Annotated in this window: 18 protein-coding genes; 14 read left to right on the forward strand and 4 right to left on the reverse strand. The window is 44.9% G+C overall.

The window, feature by feature from the left end:
- Window positions 1–27: 27 nt before the first annotated feature.
- The 3 genes from BCT11_RS27685 to BCT11_RS27695 all read right to left on the reverse strand — a co-directional run bounded on the left by BCT11_RS27685 (window position 28) and on the right by BCT11_RS27695 (window position 1,513).
- The gene (locus BCT11_RS27685) at window positions 28–453 is read right to left on the reverse strand and encodes a universal stress protein (protein WP_042602565.1); all 426 of its coding nucleotides are present in this window, start codon (window positions 451–453) and stop codon (window positions 28–30) included.
- 155 nt (window positions 454–608) lie between these two features.
- Complete coding sequence (locus BCT11_RS27690) at window positions 609–860, reverse strand: DUF6482 family protein (RefSeq protein ID WP_042602564.1); 252 nt, start codon at window positions 858–860, stop codon at window positions 609–611.
- Between the two features lie 59 nt (window positions 861–919).
- Window positions 920–1,513 (reverse strand): TetR/AcrR family transcriptional regulator, encoded by a 594-nt coding sequence (locus tag BCT11_RS27695; RefSeq protein WP_042602563.1) that lies wholly within the window; start codon window positions 1,511–1,513, stop codon window positions 920–922.
- 114 nt (window positions 1,514–1,627) lie between these two features.
- Here BCT11_RS27695 and BCT11_RS27700 point away from each other — a divergent pair, with 114 nt between their 5' ends.
- The 7 genes from BCT11_RS27700 (at window position 1,628) to BCT11_RS27730 (ending at window position 10,960) form a co-directional block, all read left to right on the forward strand.
- Entirely contained in the window at window positions 1,628–2,518 is an 891-nt protein-coding gene (locus tag BCT11_RS27700; protein ID WP_102390010.1) for a DMT family transporter, read from the forward strand.
- An 8-nt stretch (window positions 2,519–2,526) separates the two neighbouring features.
- Window positions 2,527–2,922 carry a tRNA (N6-threonylcarbamoyladenosine(37)-N6)-methyltransferase TrmO gene (gene tsaA, locus BCT11_RS27705; protein ID WP_038865179.1) on the forward strand — a complete coding sequence of 132 codons (396 nt, stop codon included), beginning with the start codon at window positions 2,527–2,529 and terminating at the stop codon, window positions 2,920–2,922.
- Between the two features lie 343 nt (window positions 2,923–3,265).
- Window positions 3,266–4,837, forward strand: a complete 1,572-nt coding sequence (locus tag BCT11_RS27710) for an ATP-binding cassette domain-containing protein (RefSeq protein WP_102390012.1) — start codon at window positions 3,266–3,268, stop codon at window positions 4,835–4,837.
- Between the two features lie 175 nt (window positions 4,838–5,012).
- Window positions 5,013–7,169 carry a prolyl oligopeptidase family serine peptidase gene (locus BCT11_RS27715; protein WP_102390014.1) on the forward strand — a complete coding sequence of 719 codons (2,157 nt, stop codon included), beginning with the start codon at window positions 5,013–5,015 and terminating at the stop codon, window positions 7,167–7,169.
- A 631-nt stretch (window positions 7,170–7,800) separates the two neighbouring features.
- Window positions 7,801–8,592 carry a hypothetical protein gene (locus BCT11_RS27720; protein ID WP_102390016.1) on the forward strand — a complete coding sequence of 264 codons (792 nt, stop codon included), beginning with the start codon at window positions 7,801–7,803 and terminating at the stop codon, window positions 8,590–8,592.
- 286 nt (window positions 8,593–8,878) lie between these two features.
- Complete coding sequence (locus BCT11_RS27725; protein ID WP_102390018.1) at window positions 8,879–10,000, forward strand: outer membrane protein transport protein; 1,122 nt, start codon at window positions 8,879–8,881, stop codon at window positions 9,998–10,000.
- Window positions 10,001–10,162: 162 nt separating this feature from the next.
- Window positions 10,163–10,960 (forward strand): hypothetical protein, encoded by a 798-nt coding sequence (locus BCT11_RS27730; RefSeq protein WP_102390019.1) that lies wholly within the window; start codon window positions 10,163–10,165, stop codon window positions 10,958–10,960.
- Window positions 10,961–11,042: 82 nt separating this feature from the next.
- Here BCT11_RS27730 and speG read toward each other — a convergent pair whose 3' ends face one another.
- Window positions 11,043–11,573 (reverse strand): spermidine N1-acetyltransferase, encoded by a 531-nt coding sequence (gene speG, locus BCT11_RS27735; protein ID WP_038876723.1) that lies wholly within the window; start codon window positions 11,571–11,573, stop codon window positions 11,043–11,045.
- Window positions 11,574–11,876: 303 nt separating this feature from the next.
- Here speG and BCT11_RS27740 point away from each other — a divergent pair, with 303 nt between their 5' ends.
- From BCT11_RS27740 to BCT11_RS27770, 7 genes are all read left to right on the forward strand, one after another.
- Window positions 11,877–12,029, forward strand: a complete 153-nt coding sequence (locus BCT11_RS27740; RefSeq protein ID WP_095760490.1) for a hypothetical protein — start codon at window positions 11,877–11,879, stop codon at window positions 12,027–12,029.
- A 367-nt stretch (window positions 12,030–12,396) separates the two neighbouring features.
- A complete protein-coding gene (locus tag BCT11_RS27745) occupies window positions 12,397–13,803 on the forward strand; it encodes a cytochrome c peroxidase (RefSeq protein ID WP_038876721.1) in 1,407 nt (468 codons plus the stop codon).
- A gap of 115 nt (window positions 13,804–13,918) precedes the next feature.
- A complete protein-coding gene (locus tag BCT11_RS27750) occupies window positions 13,919–14,281 on the forward strand; it encodes a VOC family protein (RefSeq protein WP_102390021.1) in 363 nt (120 codons plus the stop codon).
- 127 nt (window positions 14,282–14,408) lie between these two features.
- Window positions 14,409–14,924 (forward strand): GNAT family N-acetyltransferase, encoded by a 516-nt coding sequence (locus BCT11_RS27755; protein ID WP_102390023.1) that lies wholly within the window; start codon window positions 14,409–14,411, stop codon window positions 14,922–14,924.
- Window positions 14,925–14,943: 19 nt separating this feature from the next.
- Window positions 14,944–15,342 carry an NUDIX domain-containing protein gene (locus tag BCT11_RS27760; RefSeq protein ID WP_102390024.1) on the forward strand — a complete coding sequence of 133 codons (399 nt, stop codon included), beginning with the start codon at window positions 14,944–14,946 and terminating at the stop codon, window positions 15,340–15,342.
- Between the two features lie 144 nt (window positions 15,343–15,486).
- Window positions 15,487–16,650, forward strand: a complete 1,164-nt coding sequence (locus tag BCT11_RS27765; protein ID WP_102390026.1) for a MerR family transcriptional regulator — start codon at window positions 15,487–15,489, stop codon at window positions 16,648–16,650.
- 7 nt (window positions 16,651–16,657) lie between these two features.
- Complete coding sequence (locus tag BCT11_RS27770) at window positions 16,658–17,230, forward strand: N-acetyltransferase (protein WP_102390028.1); 573 nt, start codon at window positions 16,658–16,660, stop codon at window positions 17,228–17,230.
- Window positions 17,231–17,505 lie beyond the last annotated feature (275 nt).

Genomic DNA, 17,505 nt, shown 5'->3' on the forward strand with positions numbered 1-17,505 from the left:
AACCTATTTTAGGACTAGACATTCAAACTAGTCGTGAATCGGCACAACCAGAATATCTACCGGCGACTTGTTGATCAGATGTCTTGAGTAGGAAATGATCTTGCTCCAGAAGTCTTGATGGTGGCCACAAATAAGCAGATCAACTTCTTGCTCTTTGATGGTCACTTCCAGTTTGTCCGCCAAGTCACCCGTGCCAACGAAGAAGTGCTTCAATGGCTGCTCCATGTAATCGCTAAAGGACTTTAAGCACTCCATTGAATGTTCATTCAACGGTCTTTGGTCTGGGGTTGCTTTAATATCGACAAGCTCACGATAAATTTCGCCATGAGTACCATCGATATGAATAAAAGAAATCTCGGCACCGAGATAACTCGCCATAGATACCGCTCGGTCAATCAACACAGTACTCTCATCAGACAGTTCCAGTGCGACTAGGATATGTTTGTATTTCATAACCACGCCCTCTTGTGGAATACACTACCAATAGCATAGTACGCCTTTAACAAAAAATGTGTTGATAAGATCCCGAAATCGCTCAAAGTTTTGGCAAGTTATCACCAGCCTAAGAGCGAGAGGATATTGAGGGTAGGGCGAAAAAAGAGCCGATACTAATACCAGCTCAATTCAATCTCTAGTGGCATGTCACAGCGTATTCTTTCTCCACACATTTCATCGGATGCGTTGAGGTGAACCAGTTTTGCAGAGGAGTATCCTTCTCCTCGAAAGTGGTCTCTTGCCTCGCAGAGGCTGGCAAATTTGAGCGGGCTTTTGTGCTCGTTCAAGATCAATGATCTTGTTTGGTTTTCTACGTTATAAGCGAGGTAGATACCACCCTCGACCGATTCAATCAAAAGATTCATAGCCGTTTCCCATTGGTGTTTTCACTCTTTGGCTATTACGGCGAGCGATGGATTTTAGTTCACTTCTGATGCTCGATTGCTGCCAACAAAAACTCAGTCACTTCTTGCACGTGCTCCTTTATTTCGGCTTGCGTTGGCTTTTCCATTCCCATTAAAACGCCAGAGCGAATCGACAGCAGCATGCCTGTCCAAAGGCGAATCTGTGTTTCCGGTTCCTTGATATCGAAACGATCTTGGAAGAACTGAGTGAGCTTGGCATCGGTATCGTCCGGACCGACTTCGCGGAAGATCGTCGTGATCTCAGGCGCTTTGGCACTTTCTGCAATCAACAAGCGGAAGGTCGCCAAGTGTTCATCAGAAAGGTGGAAAGAAACGAAGTGTTCACCAAATGAGTTCAACGCTTCTCGCAGATCATCCTTTTGTAGATGAGTAATGAAGCCACCATCCATATTTTCACCTATCTGGCGCAATGTTGCTTCAAATAGCGCTGCTTTAGATGGGAAGTAGCGATACACGGTTTGCTTTGTCATGCCTGCTTGGGCGGAGATTTTATCCATGTTTGCTAACACATACCCCTCGGACAAAAAGTTCTCTTTCGCGGCTTCCAAAATAGCTCGGCGTTTCTTCTCTCGGTTTTGCTCGATCTTGCTCATGCTCAGATTCTCTTGATTTGTTAATCATACTATACGGTATGATTTTTGTTGACACAACTCTGAAATTATAAAATCATACTAACGAGTATGATTTATTTTTTGAGGAGAAAGACGATGACGACGGCATTTATAAACAATCTAAACGCCAAAGGCGCTCGCTTTGCCGGGGTGATGATCACCTTGGTTGGTGCGTTGCTAATGAGCCTAGACCCAATTTTTATTCGTTTCTCGGGCGTGAGTGGTGTGGATACCGCATTTCTATTTGGCTTGTTTACCGCGATTTCGATGCCAATTTTTATCCAGCTTCGCGATGAGCGCGGTCTGGTTCGAGCGGTGAAAGAGAGCGGCTGGCATGTATTGTTGTCTGGCTTATTGATGCTCGGCAGTGCTGCTGGTTTGGTGATTAGCATTAAGCTAACCACGGTTGCGAATACCTTTGTGATTCTAAGTGCAGCACCAGCTTTGGCTGCATTGTTTAGCTGGTGGTTTTTGGGTGAAGTGACCCAGCGCTCGACGTGGATTGCGATTGTTGCTGTGATGGTGGGTATTGCGATTGTGGTATCCGGCTCTTTTAAATCGGGTAACTGGATTGGCGATGGTTTAGCAGTGTTTGCCGTGGTGTGTTTGTCGCTCAATCAGGTACAGCTGCGTAAGCATCAGCACGTAAGCCGCATGGCAAGCGTTGGTTTTGGTGGGCTGTTCTTAGCGATGGCAATGCTGTTTTGGGCAACGCCTTCAACTTACAGCGCGAATACTTGGCTGATTATGGGCTTGATGGGGCTATTTACTGCGCCGTTTGGGCGTGTGCTTTCACAAGTTGCGACTCGTTACATCACGGCACCTGAAGTTGGCATGATTCTGATGATTGAAACCGTGCTAGCACCACTTTGGGCATTACTCTTCTTTGATGAAATCCCTGCAATGGCAAGCATTCTTGGTGGCTCAATCATCTTGGTCACCATTTCCATTTACGCTTTTTCAGCGATGAAGTCAGAACAAAAATAGAGGTTGATATGAACACAATTCAAACCCCACAACTTGAGTTTATTGGGCAAATTCGCACGCCATATACTGATGTTTCTCAGTGCCCAAATAACATTCAGCCACAAGATGGACCTGTGTGTGAAATTCAACTTAAATCTCGGTATTACCAAGGGCTCGTAGGGCTTGAAGTCGGGCAGAAAATACTGGTTCTGTATTGGCTTGCTGATGCGAACCGCCAACCTGAAATGCTGCAAGGGAAGAAGGGCACATTTGCGTTACGTTCTCCGCACAGACCAAACCCTATTGGCGCGGCGGTAATACCGATTGAGTCTATCGACGAGGGAGTAATTAAAGTGCGTGGGTTGGACTGCTTAGATGGCACGCCTTTGGTTGATATCAAACCTGCAATTTACTTTGAAGCATAGTCCTAGGTTTGTGCCCTTGTAAGCTAGGGCACCCAAACGAGCTCTCGGTCTGAAAGCGGCTTGTGGCAGAAGTCGCTTGCTTTTTATACAAGAAAACCTTTAGACTTTGCCCATCACTTCTTTAGGAGATTACGCCAACATGAACAACTAAACCTGTCATCCAACTCTCATTTTATTTTTTTGGATTTACAGGGTTAGTAGGCGTAGCTCACTTTCCGATATTTCTTTGCAGTTACCATTTTTCTGTTTGAAGCGCTTCTATGGGCGCGTGTATTTGCATCGATCTCATCTCTAGATTTATCTCAAGCTACGGCTGTTGTCCCTGTCATACAGGAGGCAAATTATGCCAGTCTTACAGGCTTACAATATCAGTTATCAATTTGGTAATGGCGAAACGCTGTTTCAGCAAATCTCATGTTCTATGACCAAACGTCGTGTTGGGTTAGTCGGACGCAACGGTGTCGGAAAATCGGTGTTTGCATCGATACTCAGCGGTGAGCAAACCTTAAACAGCGGTACAGTAACCTTACCAAAGTCCTTTGCGACATATCGTCAGCAACCATCGCATTTGTTGGAGGGCGATCTTTCAATTGCCCAATTTTTAGCAAAGGACAAAGTGCTCAGCGCACTCAAGCAGATCGAGACGGGCGATTGCTCTGAGCATCTGTTTGAGGTGGTGGGTGAACAATGGGATTTGCCCATCCAACTTGCTAAGCAGTTAGAAGCCATGGGTTTGCCGCCACAGCCAGACTTTCCTTGTTCGCAATTGAGTGGCGGGCAGTTAGCGCGTTTGCAACTGTGGCAATTGTTCGAAAGCGAAGTGGAATTACTGATCCTTGATGAACCGTCGAACCATCTTGATACACATGCCAAGCAGTGGTTGATTCATTCGATGCGCAATTTCTCAGGAGCGATTCTGCTTATAAGTCACGACCGAGAATTGTTGCGCGAGATGGAGGAAATCTGGGAGCTATCCGGTTTAGGCTTACAAGTGTTTGGCGGTAATTACGACGTGTATGCCGAGCAAAAGCGCACCGAACTACAAGCGGTGGAACGCCAATTAGCTGCTGTCGATAAACAAAAAAAGCAATTGGAAGAGCAAGCTCAGCGCAATCGAGAGAAAGCAGAACAAAGAGCGGCTCAAGGTAACAAGCTAAGAAAGGATGGCAGCCAGCCAAAGATCTTATTGGATGGTATGAAAGACAAAGCCACAGCCCGAGCCGCCAGTCGTAATAAAAACGAGCAACTTCGCAAAGCGCACTTGCAAGAGAAAGAGCAAAGTTTGCGAGTGCGCAAAGAGCAAATCAAAGGGCAAAAGTTGTATTTGGCAGACAGTCAAAGTCGTTCGCGAAAAGTCCTGTCGCTTTTAGAAGGCGTGCTGCCATTTGGTTCGGCTCAACCCATCACTGCGCAAGTTCATGCGGATGATAAATTGCATTTGTTGGGCAAAAACGGGTGCGGTAAATCAACCTTACTGAAAACACTCTTGGGCGAGTTCTTATTGCAAAGTGGTGAGCTACAAATCAATACGCCGCTTTATTATCTCGACCAACACTTTGGTGCGATACAGCCTGAACTCTCCATGTTGGAAAACCTGATGCAACATTGTGAGGGGATGAAAGAAAGCGATGCCAGAACATTATTAGCAGGCATTGGCTTTCGCCGAGACAGTGTGTTTCGTTTGGGCAGCGTATTGAGTGGCGGCGAGAAAATGAAGCTCGCTATGCTGATTGTCAGTCATCAACCAACGCAGCCTTTGTTGCTCTTGGATGAGCCGGATAATCACCTAGACTTGGATTCGAAAATCATGCTTGCTCAGGCGCTAAGCGCGTATCGAGGCGGCTTTATTCTTATCAGTCACGACCAAGATTTTGCCGTGGAGTCGGGTGTGTCTCGAAGCATTGAACTGAGCTAACAAGCTCTTGTCTATAACTCCACATTGCGGGGGATCACCGAAGCCAAGCAGCTAGTTTGGCTTTGGTGACTTTAAAACCTTCACCAGCAATTTTCTCAAAGCCATTAGAATCCTTACTTCGATATGGGTAAGATGCTTGATGCATTACACAAAACAAAAACAGAAAAGGAAGTCTATGAAAAAGAAAACCTTAGCACTGGTGACCGCGTTTGCGATGACGGGCGTATTACCAGGAGCTTATGCCGAAGACTCAACAAAGGAATTGGTTGAACACGTACACAAAATGGCGGTGAAGTACCCAACGACAAAGAAAGTTGATGTGGTGGATGAGTATTTTGGTACCAAAGTTAGTGACCCATACCGCTGGTTAGAAGACGACCGCAGTAAAGAAACCGCAGATTGGGTGAAAGCGCAGAACCAAGTCACGTTCGATTACTTGGCGCAAATTCCTTATCGTCACCAGATCGAAGAACGCTTAACTCAGTTGATGGATTACGAGAAGTTAGGGCGACCATTCAAAGAAGGTAAATACACCTATTTCTACAAGAACGACGGTTTGCAAAATCAAGACGTACTTTACCGCCAACTTGATGATGGCAAGCCAGAAGTCTTCCTCGATCCAAATACCTTTAGCGAAGATGGCACGACCTCGCTGGCGAATGTGAGCTTCACCAAAGATGGTTCTTTAGTCGCTTACAGCATTTCAGAAGGCGGTAGCGATTGGCGCAAAGTGATTGTGCTTGATGCTGAAACCAAAAAGCCTGTCGGTGAGACGCTAGTGGATATTAAGTTCAGCGGCGTGAATTGGCTGGGGAACAAAGGTTTCTACTACTCAAGTTACGACAAGCCAGAAGGCAGCGAGCTTTCGGCAAAAACCGACCAACACAAGCTTTACTATCACGAGCTAGGCACTAAGCAGAGTGAGGACAAGCTTATCTTCGGTGGTACAGATGCAGAGAAGCACCGATACGTTCGCGGGTACACTTCGGACGACCAACGTTACCTATTTATTTCGGCAAGCACTTCAACGTCTGGCAATAAGCTGTTCTTCAAAGATTTGACCAAGCCAGACAGTTCGCTGCAAACCATTTTGGATGACACCAATTCTGATACTTGGGTGATTGATAGCAAAGGCACCAAGCTGTATTTGGTCACTAACTTAGATGCTCCAAACAAACGAGTGGTGACGGTGGATGCGAGCAACCCTGAGTCGAAGAATTGGAAAGATTTAATTCCTGAAACTGACAACGTGCTTAGCCCATCAACTGCGGGTGGTTACCTGTTTGCCAGCTACATTGTTGATGCCCTTTCGATGGTCAAACAATACGACATGGACGGTAAGTTTATTCGTGAAATCAAGCTGCCAGACATCGGCAGTGCTTACGGCTTTTGGGGTAAGAAAGAAGACGCTGAAGTCTACTACTCTTTCACCAACTACAAGACGCCAAGCACGACTTATCGCCTAGGCATCAAAGAGGGCGACAGCGAGGTTTACCACAAATCGAACGCACCATTCGATCCGGCACAATTTGAATCTCGTCAGGTGTTCTACAAATCGAAAGACGGCACCAAGATTCCAATGATCATCACCTACAAAAAAGGCACGCCGATGGACGGCACTGCGCCAACGATTTTGTATGGTTATGGTGGTTTCAATATCAGCCTGACGCCTTACTTCAGCCCAAGCCGAGCGGCATGGTTGGAAATGGGCGGTATCTACGCTGTCGCGAACATCCGTGGCGGTGGTGAGTACGGCAAAGAGTGGCACAACGCCGGCACCAAATTAGAGAAGCAAAACTCGTTCGATGACTTTATTGCCGGAGCTGAGTTCCTTATCGATAAAGACTACTCCTCGTCAGACAAGCTCGCGATTAACGGTGGTTCGAACGGCGGCTTGCTTGTTGGTGCAGTGATGACGCAGCGCCCAGAGCTGTTCAAAGTGGCACTGCCGGCAGTGGGTGTATTGGATATGCTTCGCTACCATACCTTTACGGCAGGAGCGGGCTGGGCTTATGACTACGGTACAGCAGAGCAAAGTAAAGAGATGTTCAATTACCTCAAAGGTTACTCGCCAGTACACAACGTCAAAGCCGGCGTTAAGTATCCAGCAACTATGGTCACAACCGGTGATCATGATGACCGCGTGGTGCCAGCGCACTCTTACAAATTTGCGGCTGAGCTACAGTCGAAACAAGCGGGTACGAATCCAACTTTGATTCGAATCGAAACCAACGCAGGTCACGGTGCAGGCACACCGACCAGCAAGGTTATTGAGAAAACTGCCGATGTTTACAGCTTTACTTTGTTCAATATGGGCGTTGAAAAGCTGTAAGCGAGAGGGCGGATTAACCGAAGAGCTTAAGCTCACTCACATTGGAATTAAAACGCAGTCTTCGGGCTGCGTTTTTTTGTTTAAGGTAGAACAGAAAAATATGCGATGCCAACGTAGTTCACATAAATGATATTGAAGAATTACCAAGAAGTGGAAGTATCGAACGCCAAGGTGAAATAACATTTTATTAATGAAAATACTTTACAGTTGTAGAATATATGTTTAATCCAACATGATTTATTTATTGGTGAAATTGCTGTGAAAGTATATAGCTAAACGCCTAGGTTGTTTCATTTCCCAATTGGTCGTTTATTTTCTCTTTTATTTGATTTCACATGTTCAATCTATATTAACTAATTATTCATTGTTTGTTGTGATATCTACTATTTAGATAATTGTTAATCTAAATTTCATTTCAAATCTAAACCAAAATTTAGGTTATAACTCATATAACCATAGGTGATTGAACTTACCGTTATCCTCTATTTAATTTAAATGCAGCGTTAAACAACCTGTTATTTGTAAATTCGCGTTGGAAATCGAACTTTCCGAGGCTCGATTCAGTTCGTCCGCGATTTATGCAGGTTTGTTGACGCATGCGTTTAATTGAATAAAAGATGGATAAAATCCTATGAATATCGTGAAACCGTCTGTTGTCGTGATGGCAGCAGCAATCCAGTTTGCGTCCCCCGTTTTTGCTGAGACAGATACAGATAAAGAACTACAAGATATGTCCGATCCTCTTGCGGTTTATACCCAAGCCGGCTTTGGCATTACGGACAAAGGGGCAAACATCAAGATAGGCCAAACTTATAAAGCGTCTCAACCGGGCACGATGGCGATGAACGTTATCGAAGTAAAAGGTATTGGTGGCGAACTGTTTGGCATTCGAGATGAAGATGACCCGTTGTACAGTAAAGTGGATGACAGTATTGATTCCTTCCGCCTGCGTAATTTCCAAGTTGAAGTTGCGAAAGGATTGGGACGTCAGCTTGATGTGAACTACGACGTGGATGCTGACAAGTTGGATGCGTCGTACAGCTTCATCAAGGCCTTACCGAAGCTTGGTGTTGTCCAGCTTTACCCATTAGCTGGTGTAGGTGTGACGATTGCCAATGACTTCAGTGGTGAAGACAACGGCTACGAGATTCCAGGTACATTTACTGTGGTTGGTATGTACTCGAAAATCGATATTACCGACAAAATTTGGATCAACTATAACCCGATGTATATGCACACATTGTCGGGCTCAAGTGATTATAAAGACACGTATTATGCGGGTGAGGATAATATCTTAACGCATGAATTTGCGATTTCTTACCAAATAACACCGCGTTCAAATATTCGTTACTTCGCTAACTGGAATGAGCAAGTCGACTTTGGCGATGGTGACCACCGTATCGAATACAACTACCAATTCTAATACGACTCATAAGATAAAAATAATTTACGCATTTTTGCTGTGTGATGTTTGGTCACACATTAAGTGGAAATAACAAGGCGCATCAAATTTTAAGCGCATTCGTCGTTGGTTTTATTTCAGGCGACAAGATGAAAACAAAAATAGAAGAAAGACTAATCGCTTAGTCGGTTTTATTTCTCATTCAATCCACAAATTGCCTGTGCTGTGTGTGATGGTCAGTCCTTTCACTGATATACAACCAACGCCGCAGTACGGGTTTTCTCCTAACATACTTATAGGTTTTAGTATGAAAAATCTTACCAAAATCGTTGCTGTGGGGTCCCTCATCTCGTGTGCAGCAGCGCAAGCAGGAGGTCTATATTTGTATGAGACTTCCACCACAGACATTGGTTTAGCGTCTGCGGGTATGGCGGCAAGAGCGCAGGATGCCTCGGTCATGGCGGCGAACCCGGCAGGTCTGTCTAACGTGGCGGGTCAGTCATTTTCGGGTCACTTGATCAGCTTGTATGGCGACACAACACTGGACACATTTGGTGGCGGTGACGCAGGTAACATCATTGGTTACGTGCCACTTGGTTCTGCGTTTTATAGCCAACAAGTGAACGATAAGTGGACGCTTGGTATTGGTATGTACGGCAACTACGGCTTGGGTCTGGAATACGATAAGCTGTTCAGCCGTATTGATATTCCTAATGCAATTACTCAGGCCGTGACGGTTCAACCTTCTGCTTCATACCGTATTAACGATCAATGGTCTGTAGGTGCTGCATTGGGCATCCATTACGGCATCTTAGATATGGATGTCAAAGTTGATGGTACGACTCTCGCTGGTGGCATTGAAGATACAGACACTCAAGTCAATGGCCGCGTTGGTGTGCTGTATGAATTGAATTCAGATACTCGCTTAGGTCTGTCTTACTCGAATGAAACTGAGTTCGAATTCGATGATAAAGACTTCTCGACCAGTGCCGTTGCGCCTCAGCAGTTGGTATTCAGTGCTTACCATGAGCTCAATGACAAACTGGCTGTGATGGGTAACTTGAACTGGCAAGACTGGAGCGCTTACCAGACGCTGATGGATGTGGAAACACAAGACACCTACCAGATTGCTTTGGGTACACAGTACAAGGTTAATAGCAAAGTGATGTGGAATGCAGGTTTCGCCTTTGACTCAAGCATGTACACAGACCAATCCAACGGTGATCTGACTATCCCAACTGGCAACGCTTACCGTCTAGGTACGGGCATTGATTATAAGATTGATGAAGCAAGCACGGTTTCAGTTGCCTTTGAAGCGACCTTGATTGAATCGTCTGAAGTGAAAGGTCGAGCGGGTAACACGATTGCAAGCTTTGATGATCCAGCGTTGTACTTCTTGAGCATTGGCTACAGCTGGAAAAACCAATAATCCGGCGTTAACGCAATCACTAGATTAGCGATCCAACGAAAAGCAGCGGTAAGCACGTCCTAGGCTTACCGCCGTTTTTGTTTGTAGCGGGACGGTATCAATTAAACTGAACAAAAAGCACAAAGTAAAAAGACGAAAACGAATTCGTCGAGGAAATTTGAAATGAACAACACGTTTTGGCTGGCATGTGCAGCGTTAGTTTTAAGCTCGTCGGCTCTGGCTAGCGAACGCGTTCCCAAAGAGAACAAAAACAAATTAGCCGATGACCCTACTAAGGTTATCACTAAGTTTGGTGCATCTTATTCCAACAACTATGATTTTGATGACCAGAACATCTCATTCTCTGGCTCGCTGGCATTAGATGAAGCGCGTAAAATTAACGTTCGCATCAATGATGATGCCAGTGAATGGCGTGTGGGCGGTTCGTGGTTGTTCCCCGTTGGTATTGTGAACTTCAACTTTGGTAAGAATGAATACACCAATGGCGCAGACCAAACCAACTACAGCGTTGGAACCTTTGTACCTTTGAGCTATTTTGGCATCGAGCCAGCAGGCTTTCAGATCTTCCCTATTGCAGGCTACACTTATAACGATGGCGATATGCCGGTTTGTGACGGAGCAGGGGGAAGTGCATGTTCGGATCCTGGTTTCAGTGGTACACCTAGCCCCGAGAATGGGTTCAACATGATGAATTCTTCTGGTAGTAGCGGCTATTTAGGCGCATTTGCGTTAAAACCTTTGACAGAGCAATTAACGTTGATGGGATTCGCGGGTGGCTCTTATGGCTCGGAGAACAGTGAAGGCGACAACTACAAAGGCGCTTTTGGTGGCTTAGGTTTAGGTTATCTTGTGCAAAAACGTCACTCGTTTAACTTGATGACGTTTATGATGGACAACAACACTTATCTCGATGACCCTGACAAGCGTGTCATCTTCTCATACCAATATCAGTTTGAATAATCGAGCATGTGTCATACCACTCGCTACTTCACGAGTGGTATGTCCAATCTCGTTCACCCAACCGTGTGAAAGGGATTTGCGCTTATTGGTCAATTTCAAATTTTGTACGAAATTGATTTTGCAAAATGTACATACGTTTCACATCTCTATAGCTGCCATTAATGAAGAACTCTTGCACTAAATGACCTTCTTCAATAAAGCCACATTTCTCATAGAGATGAATCGCCTTTTCGTTGTCGAGCGCCACCAATAGATAAATTTTGTGCAAGTTTAAGATTGAAAACGAATAATCAAGTGCACGATTAATGACCTCTTCCGCGTAACCTCTACCTTGATGATCAGGGGCGATAATAATTTGGAACTCGGCGCTACGGTGAATATAGTTAATTTCAATTAGCTCTACTAGGCCAATAAGTACGCCTTGCTCATCCTCTACTACAAAGCGACGTTCTGCATCATCATGAATGTGCTTTCTGTACAATTCTTCTAATTCATCATGCGACTCATACGGTTCCTCAAACCAATACGTCATGATGTTGCGGTTATTGTTGAGATCGTGAATAAAACGCAAATCAGAACGTTCTAAAGCGCGAATTGTGAGTCCATTTTTCATTGTCTTTCTCCCAATAGGATTCGATATCCAAGTTGCCTCAAGAAACTAAGTTTTAGCGAGAATGACTTGGTTTGGTTAACCTCATCATAGCGTAATAGGGGGAAATCTCCCCTTTACTTATGCGAAGCTGAATGCGTAAAAGCGATCTCTATCAAACCTTAACAAAGCCTTGAAAAACAAGGCTTATAACAATAATAAATGTTAATCATAACGACAAAAAACCTGATTAGGCTAAGGGGGCGATTTCAGCTTAAATACCGCCAACGACTTAAGGTCATAATCTACATAAACAGGGTATTAAATATGTTTTCAATCGGTGACGTAGTAGTAGCTACTAAAGGTATCGATCTTGGTGAAATGGTTGTTACAGGTCTAAGCAGCGGCGGTTTTTACGTACGCGTTAAAGCTGGCGAAGCAACGCTAACTTACCCAGCTAAAGACGTTAAGAAAGCATAATTTAATTTGCTGACTTGCAAAAAAGGTAGCTTACGAGCTGCCTTTTTTTGTGCCCATATTATTTTCCTTTACCCCTTCCACCATTCTTACTTTATTTCGTTCTGAATTATTTTTAATCGAATTTAATATGTTTGGTTAATATATTGGAGCTCCCGTCATTTTTGACTCATATCAATAAAAGTTCTAGTTTTAAGTTGTTGTTTTTATGTTGCATTTTTTACGTTCGTCGGCAAGTGTCTGTTTTAAAAACTATTAGATGTTAAATCCGCTTCTCATCTAAATATTCGATTAATATCTATTCCTTTTTCCCATTTTTAAAAATATCGGTATTTCAATAACTTTCGCCGCAACGGATTAGGGGAAAGTTATGAATAAAAAGAAAATTACGCTAGGGATCGTTGGAGCAGGCTTAGTGGCTTACTTAGGTACTGTCTACATGGTGAAGCAAGACGATCAAAAAGTGGCTCAACAACAGTTAGTGCAGTTCAGTTCTCTGGATAAATCGACGCTAGATTATCAAGCAATGAAGGTGCTCTCAGACAAAGGCTGTGGTTATTGTCATACGCCAAACAGCGAAATGCCTTTCTACTCAGAAATGCCAGTAGCAAAACAAATCATGGAAGCGGATGTGAAGGTGGCCATGCGTCACTTTGATATGACCAACCTGTTTGATGATGTCAAACAAGATGATTTGGTCTCTGAAGTCGCATTAGCTCGTTTAGAAAAGGTGTTGTACGACGATTCAATGCCGCCAGCGATTTACCTCACGATGCACTGGTCAGCGAGCATGTCCAAAGACGAAAAGCACACCTTGTTGAAGTGGATTCGTGAGAAGCGTGCAGAGCGTCATGCACAGTCTCCGGTATCGGAAGAACGTAAAACCAAAGTTCTACAACCAATTTACACCACGTTCGAAACCGATGCAGACAAGGCTGAACTGGGTAAGGTGCTTTATCACGACACGCGACTATCAGGAGACAATAGTGTCTCATGTGCGTCATGCCATAGCCTTGATACAGGCGGCGTGGACCGACTCGTAACATCTGTTGGTATTCATGGCCAAGTGGGTGGCATCAACGCGCCAACCGTGTTTAATGCTGTGTACAACAAACTGCAATTCTGGGATGGCCGTGCTGCGGATCTGCAAGACCAAGCGGGTGGTCCTCCGTTTAACCCTATTGAAATGGGTTCTGTGGATTGGGATGAAATCGTCGACAAGTTAAGCCAAGACCCAGAAATGGTTGCGATGTTCAAAAAGGTTTACTCAGGTGAGATTAATGGCAACAACATTACGGATGCGATTGCCGAATTTGAGAAAACCCTAACCACACCAAATAGCCGCTTCGACCAATACATGATGGGTGATACTCAAGCGCTGGACTCGCACGAGAAATACGGTTTAATGTTGTTCAAGAAGTACGATTGTCAAACCTGTCACGCAGGTGAAGCGATGGGTGGTGAAACGTTTGAAACCATGGGCATGAAAGCGGACTACTTTGCTGAGCGTGGTACTGATATGACGGACGCAGACCTTGGTCGTTACAACTTCACTGGTAACAAAGAAGACAAACACAAGTTTAAAGTGCCAACCTTGCGCAATATTGAACTGACACCACCATACTTCCACGATGGTCATGCTGATACGCTAGAAAAAGCCATCTACGACATGGGTAAGTACCAAGTCGGAGTGGAAATGTCGGATGAAGAAGTGGATGCCATCAAAGCGTTCTTGAAAACACTGACGGGTGATTATGAAGGCCGTCCTTTAAGTTAAGCTAGGGCATAACCAACAAGTTTGTCACCGATAAAACGATAGACTTCGCAATCGAGACCACCTTTGATTAAGGTGGTCTTTTTTATGGAACAAATTCAATCAAGTAGGGATAGATATGATTGATCATTTTGAAATCAAAGTTGTGGATTTTGATGCTTGTTTCGCTTTTTACTCCAAGGTGCTTACCCCTCTGGGCATCGAACTAAAATGGTTGGACGAAGCAGCGGCAGGCTTTGGATTAGTTGGTGAACCCAATACGCGTTTTCTGATAGAAAAGAGTGACCAAAGTGCCCCTTGCCACATTGCGTTTAAAACGAATGACAAAGCGTCCGTCGAGGCTTTTCATAGAACAGGTATCGAAGCTGGGTTTACTTGTCATGGAGAGCCAGGTTTACGTGAACACTATGCGCCAAATTACTACGCAGCGTTCTTTTATGATCCCGATGGTAACAACATCGAAGCGGTGGTTTTTTTATAGGGCGTTAGCTATGGGATGATCCAGAGGGTATTTACTGATCGAACGATCGTTAGGTCATTGGTTTTACGATCAAGATAGAAGATAATCGAGCTCCTATTTCATCCCTATAAAAAGAACGAAAAATACTATGAAAGTTGTCGTCACAAAGGCACAAAAACAGCACGCTCAAGGCATTACCGAAGTTCTCAATCCCATCATAGAAGAGGGCTTATACACAATCCTTGATACCACCTTTACCCCAGAAGAGGAAGAAGGCTTCATTGAAAGCTTTCCTGAAACGGGTGTGTTCAATGTAGCATTAAATGTAAAAGAAGCGGATGAGGAAGACAGCGCCGTACTGGGTTTCCAAAACGTAGAGCCTTTCGCCAGTTATACCAAGGCATTTGCGCATGTCGGCATTATCGGTACGTTAGTTGATGCCAAATGTCGCCGACAAGGTGTCGCTTCAGCGCTGTTTACCGCCACCTTTACCGATGCTAAATCCAAAGGTTATGAAAAGTTGTTTGCTTATGTTCGAGAGGACAACCCCAACGCGCTCGCAACGTATCTAAAACATGGCTTTGAAGTGGTCGGCACTGCAAAGAAGCACGCCAAAGTTAACGGCCAGTACATCAATGAAGTTATGATCGAGAAGTTTCTCTAACGCCTAGAAGGAAAGCAAGATGCACAAGTCAGCAGGTATCATCATTAAAGACGGCGCGTTGTTAGTGCTGCGCTCAAAAGGCAAAGACACCTTCTATGCGCCGGGCGGAAAACTGGATAGTGGCGAAACGCCAGAGCAAGCGTTATGTCGCGAACTTCAAGAAGAAGTGAGCATTGCCGTGAAGGAAGGTGCCTTGACGCTGTTTGGTCGCTTTGAGGCGCCTGCACACGATAAAGACGGCATTACTTTGGTCATGGATGTGTTCTTCGTAAATGATTATTCGGGCGAGGTGGTTGCCAGTAACGAAATCGAAGAATACCAATGGGTAGACTCTTCAAACGTGGATGATATCGCGATAAGCACGATTTTCCGCAATGAGGTCTTCCCGAGCTTGGTTGACCAAGGACGAGTAAAATAACGCTAAATCTCGGCCAGAATAAAAACGCCCACAATGCGAACGTATTGTGGGCGTTTTACTTCTTGAATCTTTTTCTACAATTCATATTGACCTGTCTATAACTCTACAGTTTAAGATGTTTTCATCAGCGCTGAGGAAAATTACATGTATCGGATATCGGAACTGGCAGAGATGCTGGGCTTGTCTCGCACCACATTGCTCTATTACGAGAAGATTGAGCTCATCAAAGGGCAACGGTTAAGCAACGGCTACCGCGCGTATAGCGATGCGGATCTACAACGCTTGCGTTTGATCCAGCAATTGCAGAGTGGCGGACTGACGCTCAAGGAGTGTAAAGCCTGTTTGGAAGCCAAAGTAGATCGACAGTTGATGCTGGAACGACTCAAACAGCTTGATGAAGAGATTGAGCAAAAGCAGAAATCGCGACAGCTCTTGGCAGCGCTGCTTGGTGAAACACCGTTAACCGATTGGCATGAATCGTTGGATGAAGTCGCGCCGGATGCGCACTTGAAATGGCTGATGACGCAAGGTTTTAGCGAGAAAGAAGCCCTTCACTTACGTTGGTTATCAAAAGATATGAATACTCACGACGACTACATGGCTGACTTCTTCCGCGTATATGAAGCCTTGGAGTTTTGGGGGCCTGGTTCAGAGCAAGATACGTTGAAAGCATTGAGCCTATTACCAACTCAGCCTGATGAAATATTGGAAATCGGCTGCGGGCAGGGCATTGCGACTCGTACTTTGGCAAAACATGCACACGTCACTGCAGTCGATAACGACGAGCCGTCTTTGCAACGCCTACAAGGCAAAGCTGAGGCTCTTGGCTTGAGTGACAATATCACCACGGTGTGTGCGAGCATGACAGAACTGCCATTTGCAGATGGGACGAGTAATCTAATTTGGGCGGAAGGCAGTGCTTACATCATGGGTGTGGAGAATGCATTCAAAGCATGGCGCCCATTGCTTAAGGACGGCGGTATCTTAGTGGTGAGCGATTTGGTTTGGAACACGGATACACCAAGCGAAGATACGGTGGCGTTCTGGCAAAAAGAATACCCAGATGTGGGCAGTGTCGAGAAGCGTATTGCGCAGGCGAAAGCAGCAGGCTACCGAGTGTTAGAGACATTCCCAATTAGCCAACAGGCATGGGATAACTACTACGTTCCTTTAGATGAGCGTGTGCAAAGTTTGAAAGCTGAGATGCCAGCATCACAAGCATTAAAAGACATACAAGTTGAATTAGATATCATTAAACGCCGTGGAAATGAAGTGGCGTATCAGATGTATATCTTACAAAAAGATTGATAGAAAAATGAACGAAACAACAAATCAAAATACTCAAAAATCGAACTACACACTTTCTCAATATGAGAGAGGCATGAGCAGCGAGATGATCGCTTTGTTTACTCAAACCTTTTCTGATTCTGAAGGTGAAGCAGAAGGCAAAACCATTGGCTTACTCGTCGGTGACTTACTGACAACAACCCCAGAACAGGAGCTAAAAGGCTTTGTGGCAAAACAAGGTGAACGCTTGATCGCAGGCGTGTTATTTACACCGCTACGCTTTGAGAATGGTGAAGTGGGTTACTTGTTGTCGCCAATGGCAACGCTAACAGAATGCCAAGGTAAAGGCGTAGGACAAGCCCTGATCAACTCTGGCCTTGAACACTTGAAACAGCAAGGTATCGAGTTGGTGTTTACCTACGGCGACCCTAACTTCTATTCGCGCGTTGGTTTCCAACAAGTGACGGAAGCGCAATTCAAAGCGCCTCATACTTTGAGCTTTCCACATGGTTGGTTGGCACAATCACTTGCCGGTGAATTGACGCCAATCCAAGGCCCATCCTCTTGCGTGCAAGGTTTGGATAGTCCTGCTTACTGGTAACCCATTAAGCTAAGGCAATTGTTTATCTAACCTGAATGAAAAAGCCCCTCTGCGATGAACTTGCAGAGGGGCTAATTATATGGTCCGCCTCACTCTCAAGCCCTACGCTTAGAGTAGGCTCTCAGAACGAGGTGAACCATATGTCTACCATTCACATCTTAGGTATCGATTTAGGCAAGCACTGCTTTCATGCGGTTGGCAGTAATCACACTGGCAAAGACGTTATTCGCCGTAAGTTTAGTCGAAGCCAACTACTCCGTTTCTTATCTGTACTT

The sequence above is a fragment of the Vibrio sp. 10N.222.52.B12 genome, assembly GCF_002875385.1.
In the GTDB taxonomy this organism is placed as follows: domain Bacteria; phylum Pseudomonadota; class Gammaproteobacteria; order Enterobacterales; family Vibrionaceae; genus Vibrio; species Vibrio jasicida.